This window comes from Sphingopyxis sp. SCN 67-31, from assembly GCF_001725095.1.
In genome coordinates this window covers 33,799-50,762 of record NZ_MEFH01000078.1, presented here as the reverse complement: position 1 = coordinate 50,762, position 16,964 = coordinate 33,799, and the positions used below count along the sequence as shown (strand labels likewise).

Here is a 16,964-nt window from a genome sequence, read left to right as displayed (position 1 = left end):
TCGCTGACCGTGGCGTCGGTCCCGAAATTGGCGATCTGGTCCTTGATGACCTTGCTGATTTCAGCGGCGCGGATTTCCATTATTCAGCCTTTCATCGGGGCATTTGGCGTACGGGCTTTCAGCCCTTCATCGCCTGGGCGAAACTGTTGAGACGGGTACGGATGCTGCCGTCGATCAGCTGGCTGCCCAGCTGGACGACGAGGCCGCCGAGGATGGCGGGGTCGACGGTCGTCGCGATCTGAACGTCGCGGCCGACACGGGTCTTGAGGTTGGCGGCGAGCGCCTTGAGTTGCTCGGCGCTGAGCGGATGCGCGCTCGTCACCTTCGCGGTCACTTCGCCGCGATGCGCGGAGACGATGGCGTCGAACGCGTCGATCATCCCGCCCAGATCAGCGAGGCGACGATTCTCGGCGAGCACGCCCAGGAATTTGGTGGTCAGCGAATCCAGCCCCAGCGATTTCGCGACCGCCGCGACCGCCTTCGCGGCGTCGGCGCGGCCGACGACCGGGCTCTGGGTCAGCGCGGCGAGGTCCGCCGATTCGGCGAGCCCGGCCTTGAGGGTCGCCAGGCTCTGACGGACGCTGTCGATGGCGTCCGATTCGCGCGCCAGATCGAACAGCGCGCTGGCATAGCGGCCCGCGAGGCCCGCCGTGATGTTGCCCTGAATGCCGCCGGAATTCTCCACGCGCGAAAGTCCTTCTTTAACGATCCCGAGGGGGATGGCTGCGCGGGTTTCCGGCATCCGAAAATGCCCCCGCTGCAAAGTCGCGGCGCGCGTAGCAACGATTTTGCTGCAATGCAAGGCGAGGGTGGGGGGAATCGAGCACCCTGCTACGTCCGTTCGCACCGAGCTTGTCGAAGTGCCGTTCTTTCTTCAAACACCGGTCAAGGAAGAACGGCCCTTCGACAACCCCGGATCAGGTCCGGGGACGAACGGAAGAGAGGGAAGTGTATGGGCGAGATGATCCGCATGACGATGGACGATGGCGCCGAGATCGCCGTCTATCACGCGCAGCCCGAAGGCGAGCGCCGGGGCGGGCTCGTCCTGATCCAGGAGATATTCGGCGTCACCGACCATATCCGCGAGCTGTGTGACGAATATGCCGCCGACGGCTATGAGGTGCTGGCGCCCGCGCTGTTCGACCGCGAGCATCCGGGGTTCGAGAGCGACTATTCTGGACCGCAGTTCGAACGCGCGGTCGAACTGGCGCGACAGCTCCACCCGTTCGAGCAGAGCCTGAAGGACGCGCAGACCTGCATCGACGCGCTGAAGGGCGCCAATGGTTCCGGGGGTCCGGTCTTCATAACCGGCTATTGTTATGGCGGCTCGGTCGCGTGGCGGATGGCGCAGACCAGCCCCGACCTCGCCGCGGCTTCCTGCTATTACGGCAGCCTCGTCCCGACGCAGTTCGCCGACCAGGCGCCGCAATGCGCGGCCATCGCCCATTTCGGCCGCTTTGATGCGGGGATTCCGATGGAGGGCGTGGAGGCGCTGATCACTCGCGAGCATCCGACTGCGCAGATCTTCGTCTATGAGGCCGGACACGGTTTCAACAGCGACCGCCGCAAGGATTATCACGAACCGAGCGCGGAGCTTGCGCGCGAGCGGACGCTGATGCTGTTCAGGGCGTGCGGGGGCTAAAGCCGCCGCTTCGCCTCCTCATAGGCCTCGTTCCGTTCGCGCTTACCGATGGCGACGACAACCACCGTGATCGTTTCATCCTCGACTTGATAGATCAGCCGGTATCCAGCCGAACGCAGCTTGATCTTGTAACAATTGGCCATGCCGGACAGGCGAGCGGATGGGATGTGCGGATTTGCCAGCCGCTGGGTCAGCTTTTTGCGAAACTGGGCGCGGACACTCTTGTCCAGCCGATCCCATTCCTTCTTGGCGTCTTTGAAGAAATCGAGATTATAGGTCGTCAATGCTGACCCTTATCCGTTCCTGCCCCTGACGCTCCCTGACGATCCGCGCCAGTTCGATGTCGTCGAGCGCATCGAGGATCGCTTCCCACGCGTCGGCGGGGACCAGATAGGCTTCGGGCGTGTTGCGGTTGAGGATCGCGACGGGGGCGCCATCGGCGGCGCGGATGGCGGCGGACGGATTCTTCTTGAGTTCCGAGATGCTGATGCCGAAGTCGGCGAGAAGCGGCTTTCCCATGACCTGTTAATAGGTCTTTTAACAGGTCACGTCAAGGTGTGGCCGCCGCCGAACCGGCGACCTTCTGGCAGCGATAGACGAGCCGCTCGTTCGGCGTCGGCGGCAGCGCGCCCTTGATCGCGTCCTGCTGGGTCGCGAAGGCGGCGAGCGCCTGCGGGTCGGCGGCGCAGCCCTTGATCTCCGCCGCGGCGCGGAGCGCGCGCGCCTTCGCCATCGTCTCGGCGTCGAGCAGATAGCGTTCGACGCGATATTCGTGGGCGCCGTCGTCGATCGAGGCGATCGTCACCGTCGCCTCCTCGTTCGGGACGAGGATGCGCTGCCAGCGGCCGTCGGTGCCCTGCGCATATTGGGTCCGCCGGTTGATGCAGCCGTCCCCGCCGATCTCGACCGGCACGTCGATGGTCGACGATACGGTGATGCGGCTGCGGTCGGGCTGGATCGTGCAGAGGAAGTTCCCCTGCGCCAGCTTCGGCGCGACATCGGGCGCCGGCGCCTGTTCCGTTTCTCCAGCAATTTCGGCATGCGCGTCGGGGCGCGTCACGAACAGGATCGCGGCGCCGATCATCAGCACCGCGCCCGCGCCGCCGGCGATCTTCGCGTTGCGCATCGCCTTCTGGCTGTAGAAGAGCAGCCCGGCTCCGGCGGCGAGCGCGCCGATGACGAACAGGACCCCGGCCAGCGCGATGCGGTTCTCGCGCGACGCCAGCGCCGCTTCTTCGGCGCGCGCCTGTTTCAGTTCGCGGTCGAGCCGCGCCGCCGCCGTCTTCGCGGCCTCGGCCTCGGCCGCCGCGCGGGTTTCGGCGTCGAGCGCCGCCCGGTCGCGCGCGGTCGCCTCCGCCATCGACAGGCAGGCGGTGCCGACGCTCGTATATTGCTGTCCGGCGTCGGCGAGGAAGCGCGCGATCTCGCGCACCGAGATGGCGAAGGCGAAGGGCGAATCGCCGTCGTCGGCGCGGGTGATGAAGGTGTTGATCCCGACGACGCGCCCGCAGGCGTCGACGAGCGGGCCGCCCGAATTGCCGCGCGAGATCTTGGCGGTGTGGACGAGCGTCGCGATGCCGTCGACCGCCTGAACGTTCGACATGTTGCCTTCGCTGCGTACGGGCGTGCGCGGGGTAATATAGTCGGCGGCGCTGCGCGCGGTCGCGAGGTCGACGTTGCCCGGATAGCCGAGCGCGACGACGTCGGTCCCCGATTCGAGCGGCCCGGTATAGATGGCGGCGGCGGGCAGCCGGCCCTCGCCCATCTCGATCAGCGCGAGGTCGCGCGCGGTGTCGATCGCGATCAGCCTGGCGGGATAGCTTTTCTGCCCCTCCGACGGGACGACGCCGAGCGCGACATTGTTCGGATAGCGGACCGCCGATTCGACGACATGCGCGTTGGTCAGGATGCGCGTCGGGGTGATCGCGATGCCGCTGCCGTGGCCGAAGCCGACCACCTCGCCCTCCATCATCGCGACGGTGACGACGCGCACGACGCTGCGCGAGGCGGCGCTGATATCGTCGGCGGCCCGCGCGGGCAGGACGATGGCGAAAAAGGCGAGCAGCAGGGGGAGAAGGCGGGTCATGGCGCGGCAGATTAGTGAGACGCGCTTTGAACGCAAGCATCGGGACGCGCGCCGCGGCGGCACATGGCAGACGGGTGCGACACGAAGAGAGGACGGTCCATGACCCTCATAACCTATGCCATTTCTTCTCGCGCCGGGATGCTGGCGGTTCCCTGTCGCGATGCGCCGCTGCCGGTGTGCGACGAACTGCGCGCCCTGTTCGCCGACGACGCGACCGCCTATATCGACGCGCATAATGCCGCATACGGCTGTTTCGCCGCGCGGATCGAAAGGGACGCGACATGAGCGCCGGGACCATGACCGACGACGAATGCTGGGCCGCGGTGCAGCGCCGCGACCGGGCACTCGACGGGCGCTTTGTCACCGGGGTACTGACGACGGGCATCTATTGCCGGCCGAGTTGCGCAGCGCGGCACCCGGCACGCGCCAACGTCCGCTTCTTCGCCGATGGCGCGGCGGCGCGCGCGGCGGGGCTGCGTCCCTGCAAGCGCTGCCTGCCCGACGACGTTGCGCGCGACGAGGGCGCGGTGATTGCCGCGATCGCGGCGATCAAGGGCAGCGAGGAGCCGCTTGCGCTCGCCGATCTCGCCGCGCGCACCGGCTATTCGCCGACGCATTTCCAGCGCGTCTTCACCCGCCACACCGGCCTGTCGCCCGCCGCCTATGCCCGCGCGCTGCGCGAGGAGCGCGCGCGGACGGCGCTGAGCGAGGGCGCGCGGGTGACCGACGCAATCTACGACGCCGGCTTTTCGGGGCCATCGCGATTCTATGACAATATGGAGGGACGCATGGGAATGACGGCTTCGGCGTGGGTAAACGGCGGCAAGGGCGTGACGATTCACTGGGCGGTGGTGCCGACCAGTCTCGGCGACATGCTCGTCGCGGCGACCGGGAAGGGCGTGTGCCGCCTGTCCTTCGCCGAGGGACGTGAGGCGCTGGAGGAGCGCTTCCCCGCCGCGACGCTCGTCGAGGGCGACGCGGCCTTCGCGGCGCTGCTGACGCAGGTGATCGAAGCGGTCGAGACGCCGGCGGCCGGCTTCGACCATATCCCGATCGACGTGAAGGGCACTGCCTTTCAGGAAGCGGTGTGGCGCGAGCTTCGAAAGATTCCGGCAGGCGAGACGCGCAGCTATGCCGACATCGCCGCCGCAGTCGGCAAGCCGAAGGCGGTGCGCGCGGCGGGAAGCGCCAACGGCGCCAACAATGTTGCGGTGCTGATCCCGTGCCACCGGGTGGTGCGCAGCGACGGCTCGCTCGGCGGCTATGCCTATGGCCTGCCGATCAAGCGCGAACTTCTGAAAAGGGAAATCCCATGACTCCAACATCATCGAGCGCGATCGCCGCATTCCGGGCGCTGCACGTTCCCGGCGACCCGCTGATCCTCGTCAACATCTGGGATGCGGGCAGCGCGAAGGCGGTCGCGGCGGCGGGCGCCCGTGCGATCGCGACGGGCAGCTATGGCGTCGCGGGCGCGCAGGGCCGCGCCGACGGAGAGGATTTTCCGCTCGATGACGCCCTCGAAAATCTGCGCCGCATCCTCGACGTCACCGACCTCCCGGTGACGATCGACATGGAATCGGGCTACGGCGCCGACCCGGCGGCGGTCGGCGCCTCGATAAGCCGGGCGCGGGAGGCGGGCGCCGCAGGGGTCAATATCGAGGATCGACTGCCCGGCGCGTCGGAACTGCTGCCGATCGCAGCGGCGCAGGCACGCTATCGCGCCGCCGCCGATACCGGCCTTTTCGTCAACGCGCGCTGCGATGTGTTTCGCGGGTGGGATGCCGGGAAGGACGGCGCTGCGCTCGTCGCCGCAACGCTAGAACGCGCGCGCGCCTATTCCGACGCGGGCGCCGGGTCGCTGTTCGTGCCCTTCCTCGCCGACGCGGGGTGCATCGGTGCAATCTGCGAAGCTTCGCCGCTGCCGGTCAACATCCTCCGCTCGTCCGTCGGGCCGACGCATGCCGAACTGGCGGCGCTCGGCGTGGCGCGGATCAGCCACGGTCATCAACCCTGGGCCGCGGCGATGGCCTGGCTGACCGCGCAGGCGGAAACGGTGCTGGGCGGTGGTGAGCCTGCCTATTAGGATTCCCATTGAGGCGGGTGGATGATGAAGGGCCGGCGTTGGCGTCCCGACGCTCCGGGTTCCCGCCTTCGCGGGACAGGGACTTCGGGAAGCGCGCAATATTATTCCAAAGTATATGAAGGTCACGCTGCGTCCTTCCGACTTCCCCTCCTGCATGTGGGAGAGGTCGAAGGAGAGCAGCGGTGGTGCGGAGGCCCACCCCGCTGCGGCTAGCGAACAAGTTCGCAAGCCTCGCTGCCCCTCCCGCTGGCGGGAGGGGAGTCGCCTGCATTCACGAAATGACGAAGGTCATGCGCTGAAGCTGGCACGCCGCGATAATGTGAGAAAGGCCTTTTGACGCGGGCCGGAGGCAGCGCGGAACGCGAACCCGAATGCTAGGCCTGATGGCTCTGGATTGACCCTCTTCGTCATTGCAAACCCAGACCTGATCCGGGCTCGCAATGAGTCCGACCGATGGCATCGCGCTTCAATGGACGGTTCGGCCGCAATTATCGCGCGACGGGTCAATCTGTAATTGCAAATGACTCTCAATAGTATGTATGGCGATCCGCGACCGCCGGCCTGCGCCCGGCCGCAGGAGGAACAGATGTACGCGCTTGTCGATCGTCCCGTGGAGAGCCTCTGCAACGGCGGGCGCCTTCTGCTGTGGGCGATGCGCGGGTGGGCGCTGGCGATCGAGCGCGGATGCTGCCCGGCGCGCGCGCTGCACCGCGGCTTCGCGGGCGTCGGCGCGCTCGCCGCGCTGCCCGATGTCCACGTCGCCTTCGCGCTGCTCGTCAGCGGCTCGCGCACCCGGCTGGCGTTCGCGCCGATGGGCTGCGCGCGCATTGGCGAGGTCGAGGCGATCCTGCTCCGCCTGTGGAGCGACGCGGCGTCAGGCGGGACGGACACGGCGCGCGCGACGCTCGGCCTGCTGGTCGACGAGGCGAGCGTTGCGCCCGCGCTCGCGGCGATCGACGCCGCCGCCTCGCAACTCGCAGCAGCCGGATTCGACCTTTCGCACCTCACCACGCCCTCTCCCAGCCTGTCAGGACCATCGACATGAGCGATCGCATCGCCGCCGCCGCGAAACTCGCGCCTTCCGCCTCGCTGACCGTGGAGGAGGTGCTGCGCGTGCGGCACTGGAACGATCATCTGTTCAGCTTCTCGATCACCCGCCCGCCGAGCTTCCGCTTCCGGTCGGGCGAATTCGTGCTGCTCGGCCTGCCGGGCGAGGGGCGGCCGCTGCTGCGCGCCTATTCGATCGCCAGCCCCGCCTATGCCGACGAGCTCGAGTTCCTGTCGATCAAGGTACCCGACGGGCCACTCACCTCGCGCCTTCAGGCGATCGCGCCGGGCGATCCGCTCTATCTCGGCCGCAAGCCGACGGGGACGCTGGTCGCCGACGCGCTGCTGCCGGGGCGGCGGCTGTTCCTGCTGTCGACGGGCACCGGCCTCGCGCCTTTCCTCAGCCTCGCGCGCGACCCCGACATCTACGAACGCTTCAACGAAATACTGCTCGTCCATTGCGCGCGGCAGGTCAGCGACCTCGCCTTCCGCGAGGAACTGGAGAGCCAGCTTGCCGGCGACCCGCTGGTGCAGGACCAGGCGCTGCTGCAGTTCCACTATCTGCCCACCGTGACGCGCGAGGCGTTCCGGTCGACCGGGCGGATCGGCGCGCTGATCGACAGCGGCCGCCTGTTTGGCCATCCGCTGACTGGCGCGCCGCATTTCGATCCGGCGACCGACCGCATCATGATGTGCGGCAGCATGGCGATGATCCGCGACCTCCAGGCGCGCTTCGAGGCGCTGGGATTCCGGGAAGGGTCGAACGCGGCGCCGGGCGATTTCGTGATCGAGCGCGCTTTCGTCGGATAGGGGCTTTTCGGGGAATCATCGGGCGTCGCGGCCGCTGAAGCGGTGGGCGCTCCATATTCCCGCATCCTTCCGTTCGTGTCTCGACTTTGCTCGACACGAACGGAAAGGGAAGTGATTGATTGGCGTGCGCCGCTCTGTCGCAGCGGGGTGAGCCGTTGCGGCGTTGTCGCCCACCCCCGACCCCTCCCGCTTGCGGGAGGGGGAGATCGGGCGGCGAAAGGCGGTATTCGGCCGGACGCTGCGCATTGATCGGGGCCACACCCGGCTGATAGCATGAGGGCTCACCGGACAGGGAGACTCGCATGGCGCAGGGCATCGCACGCATCGGCAGAGACCGCTATCGCACCGCGATAGAGGTGGGCGGCCGCGCGCTTGTCGCCGACGAGCCGCCGGCGCTGGGCGGGCAGGGGGCGGGCTTCGCGCCCTATGACCTGTTGCTCGCCAGCCTCGGCGCCTGCACCGCGATCACGCTGCGCATGTACGCCGACCGTAAGGGCTGGCCGCTCGAATCGGTCGAGGTTTCGCTGCGCCTCCACGGCCAGGAGGAACGGCGCATCGACCGCCGGCTGGCGATCGTCGGCCTCGATGCCGACCAGCAGGCGCGGCTCGCCGACATTGCCGAGCGCACGCCGGTGACGCTGACGCTGAAGGCCGGCCTGCCGATCGACACCAGCCTCGCCTGACGGCGTCGGCGCATCGTTTACGCCGCTTTTACCAGTCCCGGTGCATGAATCCGCCGATGATTGCGACTGGGGACAGATGATGGACAGCATGCGCGGCCTGCTTTCGGGCAGCCATGACCAGGACGACGGCGCCATCGACGCGCCGCCGGCCGTCGGGGTCGACGAGCGGCGGATGCAGGTCCGGGCCTATAACCACTGGGCCTCGCTGCTCGGCGACCGTTCCTATCCGTCGGCCGAGGACCTCGACCTCGACAATGTCGGCGATTTCGGGCCGCATGCGGTGCTGCTCGATTTCACTGCCGGAATCGAGAATCCGGCGGTCGCCTTTCTGGGCGAGCGGCTGCGCGCCGAATCCGAAATCGACGAGGACGTCCAGTATATCAGCCAGATCCCCGGCCGGTCGCTGCTGTCGCGGCTGACCGACCATTATCTCCAGATCATCGCCAACCGCGCCCCGATCGGCTTTGAGGCCGAGTTCATCAACGACCGCGGCATCACCATCATGTATCGCGGCATCCTGCTGCCTTTCTCGTCCGACGACGACACGATCGATTTCATCCTCGGCGTGATCAACTGGAAGGAAGCGGCGCCCGCCGACCAGGCGGAGGAACTGCAATTGTCGGTCGAACAGGCGCTGCGCAGCGCGCCGCCGCTCACCGCGCCGGTGCCGGTCTGGGCCGACGGTCCCGATTCGGGCCATATGGACGACGCGGCCGAGCCGGGCTTCGCGGCGCTGGCGCCCGATGCCGCCGCCAGCGTTCGTGCGCGCCGCCCGCTGACGCTCGACGGCGCTGGGGACGCGGACGAAAGCGCGCCCGCCGCGCTCGACGAGACGGCGGAACTCGCCGATTGGCTGGCGCTTGCCCGCGAAACCGCGGAGCGCGCGCAGAGCGCCGACAGCCGCAGCCGCCACGCGCTCTATGCGGCGGTCGAGCGCGCCTGGGATTTCGCGCTGGCCGCCGAGACGCAGCCGCAGGCTTTTGCCGCGCTGATCGAGGATGCCGGAATCCGGGCCCAGCTGCGCGCGCCGATGACGCCGGTGGTCAAGCTCGTCTTCGGCGCCGGCTACGACAAGACGCGGCTCGCTGAATATGCCTGTGTGCTGGGACATGCGCGCGAGGAGGGCGTCGGGCGGGGCGCGCTTGCCGCCTATCTCGACCGCTATCCGGGCGGGCTCAAGGGACTGGTCAAGGATGCGCGCGCCAGCCGCCGCCCGCGCCGCGAGACGGCGGATGCCGGCGGTGCGCGGCTCGAAGCGCTGCGCGCCGCGCCGCCCGCGGTGCTGCTAGAGCATGATGCGGGCGATGCCGAGTTCGTCGTGCTGATCGCGCGGACGATGCCCGGCGGCCATATCGGCGTCGTCGCCAAGGCGGCCGACGATCCGGCGTTGGTTGCGCGGCTTGCGAAGAAGGCGATCGCCATCGCTCCGGCCGCCTGACGCCCGCTCCGTCCGCCGGCGAAACTTCGATGAAAGCTGGGATTTGACGGGGGTGCGGGAGGCTGGCCGACCGCGCCTCGCGTAACAGACAAACCGAAGCTTGAAATTATTTTACGCTAGGGCGGGGGAGGGCTTGAGCCGCGCGCGCCGGAGGCGCATAGGGATCGGATCGAGCGGACCGGCCGGTTCCCGGCGAGGCCTGCCAACCTTGGCTCGGGGATACGACACCATCATGCCTCTTACCGATACCGAAGCGCCGGAAGCCTCTATTGCGCCGGCGGCGCAGGCGCCTGCAAAAATTTCCAAAGCCTATCAAGCCGCGCTGCACGGCAGCGCCCTCCCCGGCGAAGGGGACGACCTTGACGCCAAGGCACTTGCCGCGGCGGGCGAGTTCGTCGCGCGGGCCTCGCTCGAACGCGCGCCCGGCAAGCCGTCGCTGCTGATCGAACCGATCGCGACCGACGGAATCGACCGGCGGATGCGCCTCGCGGTCGTCAACGACGACATGCCCTTCCTCGTCGATTCGACCTCGCAGATCGTTGGGGCGCAGGGGCTGGTCATCCACCGTATCCTCCACCCCGTCGTCTCGGTCGACCGCGATGCGAAAGGCAAGCTGACCGGGGTCGATTCGGGCAAGGCGGGCGCGACGCGCGAATCGGTCATCTACATGGAGCTGGAGCGCGGCGACGCACGCGCGCGCCGGCGCCTGATCGACGGGCTCGAAGCGGCGCTCGCCGACGTGCGTGCCGCAGTCGCCGACTGGAAGGCGATGCGCGCCGCGATGCTCGCCGATGCCGCGATGCGCGCCGACGGCGAGGGCGCCGAACTGCTGCGCTGGTTCGAGGGCGGCGCGATGACGCAGCTCGGCCACGAATGGCGCACGCGCGACGGCGCGGTCCACGATCCGCTCGGCATTTCGGCAAGCGGCAGTTCGCAGCTCGTGTCGGCCAACGCGCTCGCCGCGGCCTTCCAGTGGTTCGATGCGAAGGCGAAGGCGGGCACCGGCCATGCGCCGCTGCTGATCAAGTCGAACCGGCTGTCGTCAGTGCATCGCCGCGTGCTGCTCGATCTGGTCATCGTCCCCGAATATAAGGGCAAGAAGGCGGAGCGGCTGTCGATCCACGCCGGCCTGTGGACCAGCCAGGCGCTGTCGACCCCGCCCGCCAAGGTGCCGATGCTGCGCGCGCAACTCGACGCGCTGATGACGAAATTCGGCTTCGATCCCGCAGGGCACGCCGGCAAGGCGCTCGCGCATGCGCTGACCGCGTTGCCGCACGACCTGCTGATCGCGTTCGACGGCTCCGCGCTCGAGGAACTGGTGCTCACTTCGATGTCGATCACCGATAGGCCGCGCCCGAAGATCGTGATGGTGCAGAGCGCGCTCGGCCGCCACCTGTTCGCTTTCGTCTGGCTGCCCCGCGACGAGGTGTCGACGGGCCGCCGTCTCGCGGTCGAATCGCTGCTCGCGCGCGAAGCGAAGGCCGGCGTGATCGGCTGGACGATGGTGCTCGAAGACGGCGGCGCGGCGCTGCTCCGCTACACGCTCGACCTGCGCGGCGACGGCGTCGTGCCCGATGCGGCGGCGCTCAACGCCCAGCTCGAACAGATGGTGCGCGGCTGGCAGCCGGAGGTCGAGGCGGCGCTCGCGCGGCACGGCGACGCCGGGCGCGCGGCGGCGCTCGCGGCGCGCTTCGCCCCGCTGTTCCCGCCCAATTACCGCAACCTCTATGACCCCGAAGAGGCGGCGCGCGATATCCTGCGCCTGCGCGACCTCGATGCCGACCGGCCGCGCAGCGTCCGCCTCGCGAGGAAGAGCCTCGACGGCGACGACCGCCTGCGGCTCAAGGTCTATAGCGCCGCCGGCCCGCTGGCGCTGTCCGACGTCGTGCCGGCGCTCGAGCATTTCGGCTTCGAGGTGCTCGAGGAACTGCCGACCGAACTGCACGTCCGCTCGGGCGGCGACGAGGAGGGGGAAGGCGAGCCGACCTTCATCCACGATTTCACGCTGCGCCTTCCCGCCAATGTCGACGAACTGGCGTTGCTGCCGCATGTCGAGACGATCGAGGGCGCGATCGCCGCGGTGCTCGACGGCCGGGCGGAGAATGACGCGTTCAACGAACTGGTGCTGGTCACGCAGACCGAACCGCAGGCGATCGTCTGGCTGCGCGCCTGGTTCCGCTATCTGCGCCAGGGCGGGTCGAGCTATGGCATGGACACCGTCGTCGCGGCGCTGCGCCACGCGCCCGCGCTGACCGCGGCGCTGATCGAACGGTTCTGCGCGCTCCACGATCCGAAGAGCCGCGACGCGGCGCGCGCCGAGGCGCTCGATGCGCAGATCAGGGCGGGCTTCGCGGGCATCAAGTCGATTGACGACGACCGCATCCTGCGGCTGTTCCACGCGGTGATCGGCGCGACGCTGCGCACCAACGCCTTCGCCCCCGCGGCGGCCGAGGCGCTGGCGTTCAAGATCGACAGCGCGCAGGTTCCCGGCCTGCCCAAGCCGCTGCCGTGGCGCGAGGTGTGGGTATACAGCCCCCGCGTCGAGGGCGTCCATCTGCGCGCCGGCCCGGTCGCGCGCGGCGGGCTGCGCTGGTCCGACCGGCGCGACGACTTCCGCACCGAGATTCTCGGCCTGATGAAGGCGCAGCGCGTCAAGAACGCCGTGATCGTGCCGACCGGCGCGAAGGGCGGCTTCTATCCGAAGGCGCTGCCCAACCCGGCGGAGGACCGCGATGCCTGGTTCGCCGAAGGCAAGGAATGCTATCGCATCTTCATCCGTTCGCTGCTGTCGATCACCGACAATCTCGTGGGCGGCAAGGTCGTGCATCCGAAGGACGTGGTGATCCGCGACGGCGAGGACCCTTATTTCGTCGTCGCCGCCGACAAGGGCACCGCGACCTTCTCCGACGTCGCCAATGCGCTGGCGATGGAGCGCGACTTCTGGTTGGGCGACGCGTTCGCGAGCGGCGGGTCGCATGGCTATGACCACAAGGGCATGGGCATCACCGCGCGCGGCGCCTGGGTCTCGGTCCAGCGCCATTTCGCCGAGATGGGCGTTGATGTGCAGACCGACACGGTGCGCGTCGTCGGCTGCGGCGACATGTCGGGCGACGTGTTCGGCAACGGCATGCTGCTGTCGAAGGCGATCAAGCTGGTCGCCGCCTTCGACCATCGCCACATCTTCCTCGACCCCGATCCCGATCCGACCAAAAGCTGGAAGGAGCGCGAGCGGCTGTTCAGGCTGCCGCGGTCGAGTTGGGACGATTATGACCGCAAGCTGATCTCGAAGGGCGGCGGCGTCTTCCCGCGCAGCCAGAAGAGCATCGCGCTGACCCCCGAGGTGCAGGCGGCGCTCGGCCTGTCGGTGTCGGAGATCGAACCGACGGCGCTGATCTCCGCGATCCTCAAGGCGCCGGTCGACCTGCTGTGGTTCGGCGGCATCGGCACCTATCTGAAGGCGGCGAGCCAGAACAATGCCGAGGTCGGCGACCCCGCCAACGATGCGCTGCGCGTCGATGCGGAGGACCTGCGCGTCCGCGTCGTCGGCGAGGGCGCCAACCTAGGCGTGACACAGGCGGCGCGCATCGCCTTCGCGATGCGGGGCGGGCGGATCAACGCCGACTTCGTGGACAACAGCGCCGGCGTCGACTGCTCGGACAACGAGGTCAACATCAAGATCGCGCTCAACCGCGAGATGGCCGAGGGCCGGCTGGCGCAGGCCGATCGCGACGCGCTGCTCGTCCGCATGACCGACGATGTCGCAGCGCTGGTGCTCGAGGACAACCGGCTCCAGGCGCTTGCGCTGTCGATCGCCGAAAAGGGCGGTGCCGGCGCGGTGCCGTCGCTGGTGCGAATCATGGAGACGTTCGAGGCGTCGGGGCGGCTCGACCGCAAGGTCGAAGGGCTCGCCGCGAACGACGAACTGCTTCGCCGCGCGCAGGAAGGGCGCGGGCTGACCCGGCCCGAACTCGCGATCCTGATCTCGACCGCGAAGCTCGCGCTTCAGGACGCGATTGAGGCGAGCGACCTGCCCGACGATCCGGCGCTAGCGGGCGATCTCGCGGCGGCCTTCCCGGCCGAGATGCAGCGCGATTTCGGCAAGGCGATCGCCGAGCACCAGCTGCGGCGTGAGATCATCGCGACCAAGCTCGCCAACCGCATCGTCAACCGCATGGGCGTCGTTCATCCCTTCGAACTGGTCGAGGAGGAGGGACGCTCGCTCGGCGACATCGCGGCGGCCTTCGTCGCGGTCGAGCGTCTGCTCGACGTGCGCGAGATCTGGGCGTCGCTCGACACTGCGAAGATCGACGAATCGATCCGCCTGTCGCTGTTCAGCCAAGCTGCGTCGGCGATGACCTCGCAGATGGCGGACCTGCTGCGGATCAGCCCGACGCTCACCCAGCCGGGACCGGTGGTCGCGCGCCTGGAGCCCGGCGTCGACCGGCTGACGATGACGGTCGACACGCTGCTCAGCGAATCGGTCCGGCGCCAGTGGGACATGCTCAGCAAGCAGTTGCTTGATGCCGGCGCGCCCGAGGCGCTGACTGCCGCGGTGGTGCGCCTGTTCAAGACCGACGGCGCGATCGGCATCGTCGACCTCGCCGAACGGCGCGGCGACGACGAGGTCGGGGTGACGACCGCCTTTACCCATCTGGGCGAGGCGCTGGGGCTCGACTGGGCGCAGACGCTCGCCGCGCACATGAGCCCCGCCGATCCGTGGGAGCGGCTGCTTGTCAACAGCCTCGCGCGCGATTTCCAGCAGATGCGCCTCGGCTTCCTCGCCGGGCTGCCGAAGGGCGATCTCGACGCGGCGGTGACGAAATGGCTCGCCGAGCATGCGGCGCGCGTCGCGCAGTTCCGCAGCGTCGTCGACCGTGCGCGGACGATTCCCAGCCCGAACGGCGCCATGCTCTCGCACATCGCCGGGCAGGCGCGCGGATTGTTGGGGCGATAGGTCGATGACAGGCCCGCGTCGTCATTGCGAGCGGAGCGAAGCAATCCGGAGCGGTTATGGCCCGCTCGGGATTGCCGCGTCGCTTCGCTCCTCGCAATGACGGAGCGGCGGACGTCGTCATGCCCTATCAGCCGCGCGTCGCGATCCTCGTCCCGGCCGCCGACTATGGCGAACATTGGCATCCGGCGCTCGCGCGCAAGACCGCGGCGCTGACCGCCGCCGGGCTGGCGGTCGAGCCGCGGGTGTGGACCGATCCGGGCGATCTTTCGGGATTCGGCCTGATCCTGCCGCTGCTCGCCTGGGGCTATCCGCGCGCATCCGCCCGCTGGTATGCGCTGCTCGACCGGCTCGAAGCCGAGGGGCTGCGGGTCGTCAATCCGGTGCTGGTGCTGCGCTGGAACAGCGACAAGGCCTATCTCGCCGAACTGGGCGCGAAGGGTGTCGCCGTGGTGCCGACGATCGAGGTCACGGCGCTCGACGACGACGCATTGGCCGCCGCGCGCGCGGCGCTCGGCGCCGAAGAGCTGGTCGTGAAGCCGCCGGTGTCGGCGGGGTCAGACGGCACGCACCGGCTGGCGGCGGACGCCACCGTCCCGCCCGATGCGCGCGGGCAGCGGCGGCTGATTCAGCCCTTCATGCCCGGCGTGCTTGCCGAGGGGGAATATTCGCTTTTCCTGTTCGGCGGCCGCTACAGCCACGCGATCGTCAAGCGCCCGGCGGCGGGCGATTTCCGCGTCCAGCCGCAATTCGGCGGGCGCGAAGAGATATGGACGGCGAGCGCGGCGGCGCGTTCGCTGGCTGAAAGCGCGCTGGCGGCGGCGCCGGCTGCGACCATCTATGCCCGCGTCGACATGATCGGCGACGGCCGCGGCGGCCTCGCGATCATGGAACTTGAACTGATCGAACCGCAACTCTTCCTGAATTTCGCGCCCGACAGCGGTGCGGCATTCGGGGCTGCGGTGGCGGGGGCGCTGCTCACCGGCCAATCATGAGCGGCCAATTCACCAGCCTCTTTCCCGCCACAGCCACTGACGGATCGCCGAGGTCAGGTTCGGCGGGTCGTCCGCTTCCATCCGCTCGACGTCGATCCGCGCGACGAGGGCGTTGACGGGCAGAGCCCGCCGCCGGGCCTCTGCCTCGAGCGCATCCCAGAACATCGGTTCGAGGCTGATCGAGGTCGGATGACCGGCGATGGTCACCGATCGCTTGACGGGGGGGTGGAAAGGTGGGGTGTCGGCCATTCAACCTATCTGCCGTCCGCATCCGGCGAAGTCGAGATGCCCGACGGAAAGGCGGGCACTCGCGGCGACGGCAAAGCCGCCGCCGTGACGTCAGACGGGTTCGGCCAGCCTTCGGGCCGACCGCCCCGCTGGCCGAGCCGGCGGCTGCCGCTTTGCGGCACCGGCGCCTAACTCGTCGTTCGCTTCGCGACCGCCTTCGTTACACGCCTGCCGCCGTCAATACATGTGCTGCCCGCCGTTGATGCTCATCGTCGATCCGGTCACGAAGCCGGCGTCTTCGCTGCACAGGAAGGCGACGCCGCGCGCGATCTCGTCGGCCTGGCCGAGGCGGCCGACGGGGATCTTGGCGACGATCTTCTCAAGCACCGGCGCGGGCACCGCGGCGACCATGTCGGTGTCGATGTAGCCGGGCGCGATCGCGTTGACCGTCACGCCCTTCTTCGCGCCTTCCTGCGCCAGCGCCTTGGTGAAGCCGTGGATGCCCGATTTGGCGGCGGCATAGTTGACCTGGCCATATTGCCCCGCCTGGCCGTTGATCGACCCGATGTTGACGATGCGGCCCCAGCCGCGCTCGACCATGCCGGGAAAGGTCGCCTTCGCCATGTTGAAGCAGCCGCCGAGGTTGATGCGCATCACGTCGTGCCAGTCGTCGTAGCTCATGCGGGCGAGCGTGCCGTCGCGGGTGATGCCGGCATTATTGACGACGATGTCGATCGGCCCGACCTCGTCCGCGACCCGCACGCAGCCGTCGAGGCACGCCTGATGGTCGCCGACGTCCCATTTATAGGCCGCTATCCCGGTGCGCTCGGTAAAGGCGCGCGCCTTTTCGTCATTGCCGGCATAGTTGGCGACGACGGTGATGCCCATGCCCTGCAGCTTCAGCGAAATGGCTTCGCCGATGCCGCGGGTGCCGCCGGTGACGATTGCGACGCGTGTCATGTCTGTTGCTCTCCCACAGATGTTCTACCCCTTGATTAGGA

General features: G+C 68.7%; 16 protein-coding genes. 10 read left to right on the top strand and 6 right to left on the bottom strand.

The annotated features are described in order from the left end of the window. Positions 1-118: 118 nt before the first annotated feature. The gene (locus tag ABS88_RS16605; RefSeq protein WP_067186162.1) at positions 119-685 is read right to left on the bottom strand and encodes a F0F1 ATP synthase subunit delta; all 567 of its coding nucleotides are present in this window, start codon (positions 683-685) and stop codon (positions 119-121) included. A 267-nt stretch (positions 686-952) separates the two neighbouring features. On the opposite strand from ABS88_RS16605, the gene ABS88_RS16600 reads away from it, so the two are divergent. Next, a complete protein-coding gene (locus ABS88_RS16600; protein WP_067186160.1) occupies positions 953-1,642 on the top strand; it encodes a dienelactone hydrolase family protein in 690 nt (229 codons plus the stop codon). On the opposite strand, the gene ABS88_RS16595 is transcribed toward ABS88_RS16600, so the two are convergent. From ABS88_RS16595 to ABS88_RS16585, 3 genes are read right to left on the bottom strand one after another with little or no spacing between them, the layout of a single operon-like run. Next, positions 1,639-1,926 (bottom strand): type II toxin-antitoxin system RelE family toxin, encoded by a 288-nt coding sequence (locus tag ABS88_RS16595; RefSeq protein ID WP_067186158.1) that lies wholly within the window; start codon positions 1,924-1,926, stop codon positions 1,639-1,641. The genes ABS88_RS16600 and ABS88_RS16595 overlap by 4 nt on opposite strands. Then, positions 1,913-2,161, bottom strand: a complete 249-nt coding sequence (locus ABS88_RS16590) for a type II toxin-antitoxin system Phd/YefM family antitoxin (RefSeq protein ID WP_067112971.1) — start codon at positions 2,159-2,161, stop codon at positions 1,913-1,915. The genes ABS88_RS16595 and ABS88_RS16590 overlap by 14 nt, the downstream gene beginning before the upstream one ends. A 31-nt stretch (positions 2,162-2,192) precedes the next feature. After that, complete coding sequence (locus tag ABS88_RS16585; protein ID WP_286750174.1) at positions 2,193-3,728, bottom strand: S1C family serine protease; 1,536 nt, start codon at positions 3,726-3,728, stop codon at positions 2,193-2,195. 99 nt (positions 3,729-3,827) lie between these two features. Here ABS88_RS16585 and ABS88_RS25055 point away from each other — a divergent pair, with 99 nt between their 5' ends. The 9 genes from ABS88_RS25055 (at position 3,828) to ABS88_RS16540 (ending at position 15,735) form a co-directional block, all read left to right on the top strand. Continuing rightward, on the top strand, positions 3,828-4,013 hold the full coding sequence (locus ABS88_RS25055) for a DUF1203 domain-containing protein (protein ID WP_067186154.1): 186 nt from the start codon (positions 3,828-3,830) through the stop codon (positions 4,011-4,013). Continuing rightward, complete coding sequence (gene ada / locus ABS88_RS16575) at positions 4,010-5,044, top strand: bifunctional DNA-binding transcriptional regulator/O6-methylguanine-DNA methyltransferase Ada (RefSeq protein ID WP_067112978.1); 1,035 nt, start codon at positions 4,010-4,012, stop codon at positions 5,042-5,044. Before ABS88_RS25055 ends, ada begins: the two co-directional genes overlap by 4 nt. Continuing rightward, complete coding sequence (locus ABS88_RS16570) at positions 5,041-5,811, top strand: isocitrate lyase/PEP mutase family protein (protein WP_067186152.1); 771 nt, start codon at positions 5,041-5,043, stop codon at positions 5,809-5,811. Before ada ends, ABS88_RS16570 begins: the two co-directional genes overlap by 4 nt. 586 nt (positions 5,812-6,397) lie before the next feature. Then, positions 6,398-6,856 carry a hypothetical protein gene (locus ABS88_RS16565; RefSeq protein WP_148650925.1) on the top strand — a complete coding sequence of 153 codons (459 nt, stop codon included), beginning with the start codon at positions 6,398-6,400 and terminating at the stop codon, positions 6,854-6,856. Next, positions 6,853-7,668: a ferredoxin--NADP reductase gene (locus ABS88_RS16560; protein ID WP_067186150.1), complete on the top strand. Its 816-nt coding sequence runs from the start codon at positions 6,853-6,855 to the stop codon at positions 7,666-7,668. The genes ABS88_RS16565 and ABS88_RS16560 overlap by 4 nt, the downstream gene beginning before the upstream one ends. A 302-nt stretch (positions 7,669-7,970) precedes the next feature. Continuing rightward, positions 7,971-8,351, top strand: coding sequence for an OsmC family protein (locus ABS88_RS16555; RefSeq protein WP_067110979.1), 381 nt, complete (start codon positions 7,971-7,973; stop codon positions 8,349-8,351). A gap of 79 nt (positions 8,352-8,430) precedes the next feature. Next, on the top strand, positions 8,431-9,789 hold the full coding sequence (locus ABS88_RS16550; RefSeq protein ID WP_067110978.1) for a PAS domain-containing protein: 1,359 nt from the start codon (positions 8,431-8,433) through the stop codon (positions 9,787-9,789). 232 nt (positions 9,790-10,021) lie between these two features. Beyond that, a complete protein-coding gene (locus ABS88_RS16545) occupies positions 10,022-14,743 on the top strand; it encodes an NAD-glutamate dehydrogenase (RefSeq protein WP_082737357.1) in 4,722 nt (1,573 codons plus the stop codon). Positions 14,744-14,862: 119 nt separating this feature from the next. Beyond that, positions 14,863-15,735, top strand: a complete 873-nt coding sequence (locus ABS88_RS16540; RefSeq protein WP_067186148.1) for an ATP-grasp domain-containing protein — start codon at positions 14,863-14,865, stop codon at positions 15,733-15,735. A gap of 9 nt (positions 15,736-15,744) precedes the next feature. On the opposite strand, the gene ABS88_RS16535 is transcribed toward ABS88_RS16540, so the two are convergent. Both ABS88_RS16535 and phbB read right to left on the bottom strand, forming a co-directional pair. After that, positions 15,745-15,984: a ribbon-helix-helix domain-containing protein gene (locus tag ABS88_RS16535; protein WP_067110971.1), complete on the bottom strand. Its 240-nt coding sequence runs from the start codon at positions 15,982-15,984 to the stop codon at positions 15,745-15,747. 216 nt (positions 15,985-16,200) lie between these two features. Continuing rightward, positions 16,201-16,923 carry an acetoacetyl-CoA reductase gene (phbB, locus tag ABS88_RS16530; RefSeq protein WP_067110968.1) on the bottom strand — a complete coding sequence of 241 codons (723 nt, stop codon included), beginning with the start codon at positions 16,921-16,923 and terminating at the stop codon, positions 16,201-16,203. Positions 16,924-16,964: the final 41 nt, after the last annotated feature.

Excerpts from the sequence above, each read along its gene's own strand:
- ABS88_RS16545 (WP_082737357.1), top strand. The coding sequence starts at position 10,022 with ATGCCTCTTACCGATACCGAAGCGCCGGAAGCCTCTATTGCGCCGGCG.
- ABS88_RS16560 (WP_067186150.1), top strand. The coding sequence starts at position 6,853 with ATGAGCGATCGCATCGCCGCCGCCGCGAAACTCGCGCCTTCCGCCTCG.
- ABS88_RS16550 (WP_067110978.1), top strand. The coding sequence starts at position 8,431 with ATGGACAGCATGCGCGGCCTGCTTTCGGGCAGCCATGACCAGGACGAC.
- ABS88_RS16535 (WP_067110971.1), bottom strand. The coding sequence starts at position 15,984 with ATGGCCGACACCCCACCTTTCCACCCCCCCGTCAAGCGATCGGTGACC.
- phbB (WP_067110968.1), bottom strand. The coding sequence starts at position 16,923 with ATGACACGCGTCGCAATCGTCACCGGCGGCACCCGCGGCATCGGCGAA.
- ABS88_RS16540 (WP_067186148.1), top strand. The coding sequence starts at position 14,863 with ATGCCCTATCAGCCGCGCGTCGCGATCCTCGTCCCGGCCGCCGACTAT.
- ada (WP_067112978.1), top strand. The coding sequence starts at position 4,010 with ATGAGCGCCGGGACCATGACCGACGACGAATGCTGGGCCGCGGTGCAG.
- ABS88_RS16565 (WP_148650925.1), top strand. The coding sequence starts at position 6,398 with ATGTACGCGCTTGTCGATCGTCCCGTGGAGAGCCTCTGCAACGGCGGG.
- ABS88_RS16585 (WP_286750174.1), bottom strand. The coding sequence starts at position 3,728 with ATGACCCGCCTTCTCCCCCTGCTGCTCGCCTTTTTCGCCATCGTCCTG.
- ABS88_RS16555 (WP_067110979.1), top strand. The coding sequence starts at position 7,971 with ATGGCGCAGGGCATCGCACGCATCGGCAGAGACCGCTATCGCACCGCG.
- ABS88_RS16570 (WP_067186152.1), top strand. The coding sequence starts at position 5,041 with ATGACTCCAACATCATCGAGCGCGATCGCCGCATTCCGGGCGCTGCAC.
- ABS88_RS25055 (WP_067186154.1), top strand. The coding sequence starts at position 3,828 with ATGACCCTCATAACCTATGCCATTTCTTCTCGCGCCGGGATGCTGGCG.
- ABS88_RS16590 (WP_067112971.1), bottom strand. The coding sequence starts at position 2,161 with ATGGGAAAGCCGCTTCTCGCCGACTTCGGCATCAGCATCTCGGAACTC.
- ABS88_RS16600 (WP_067186160.1), top strand. The coding sequence starts at position 953 with ATGGGCGAGATGATCCGCATGACGATGGACGATGGCGCCGAGATCGCC.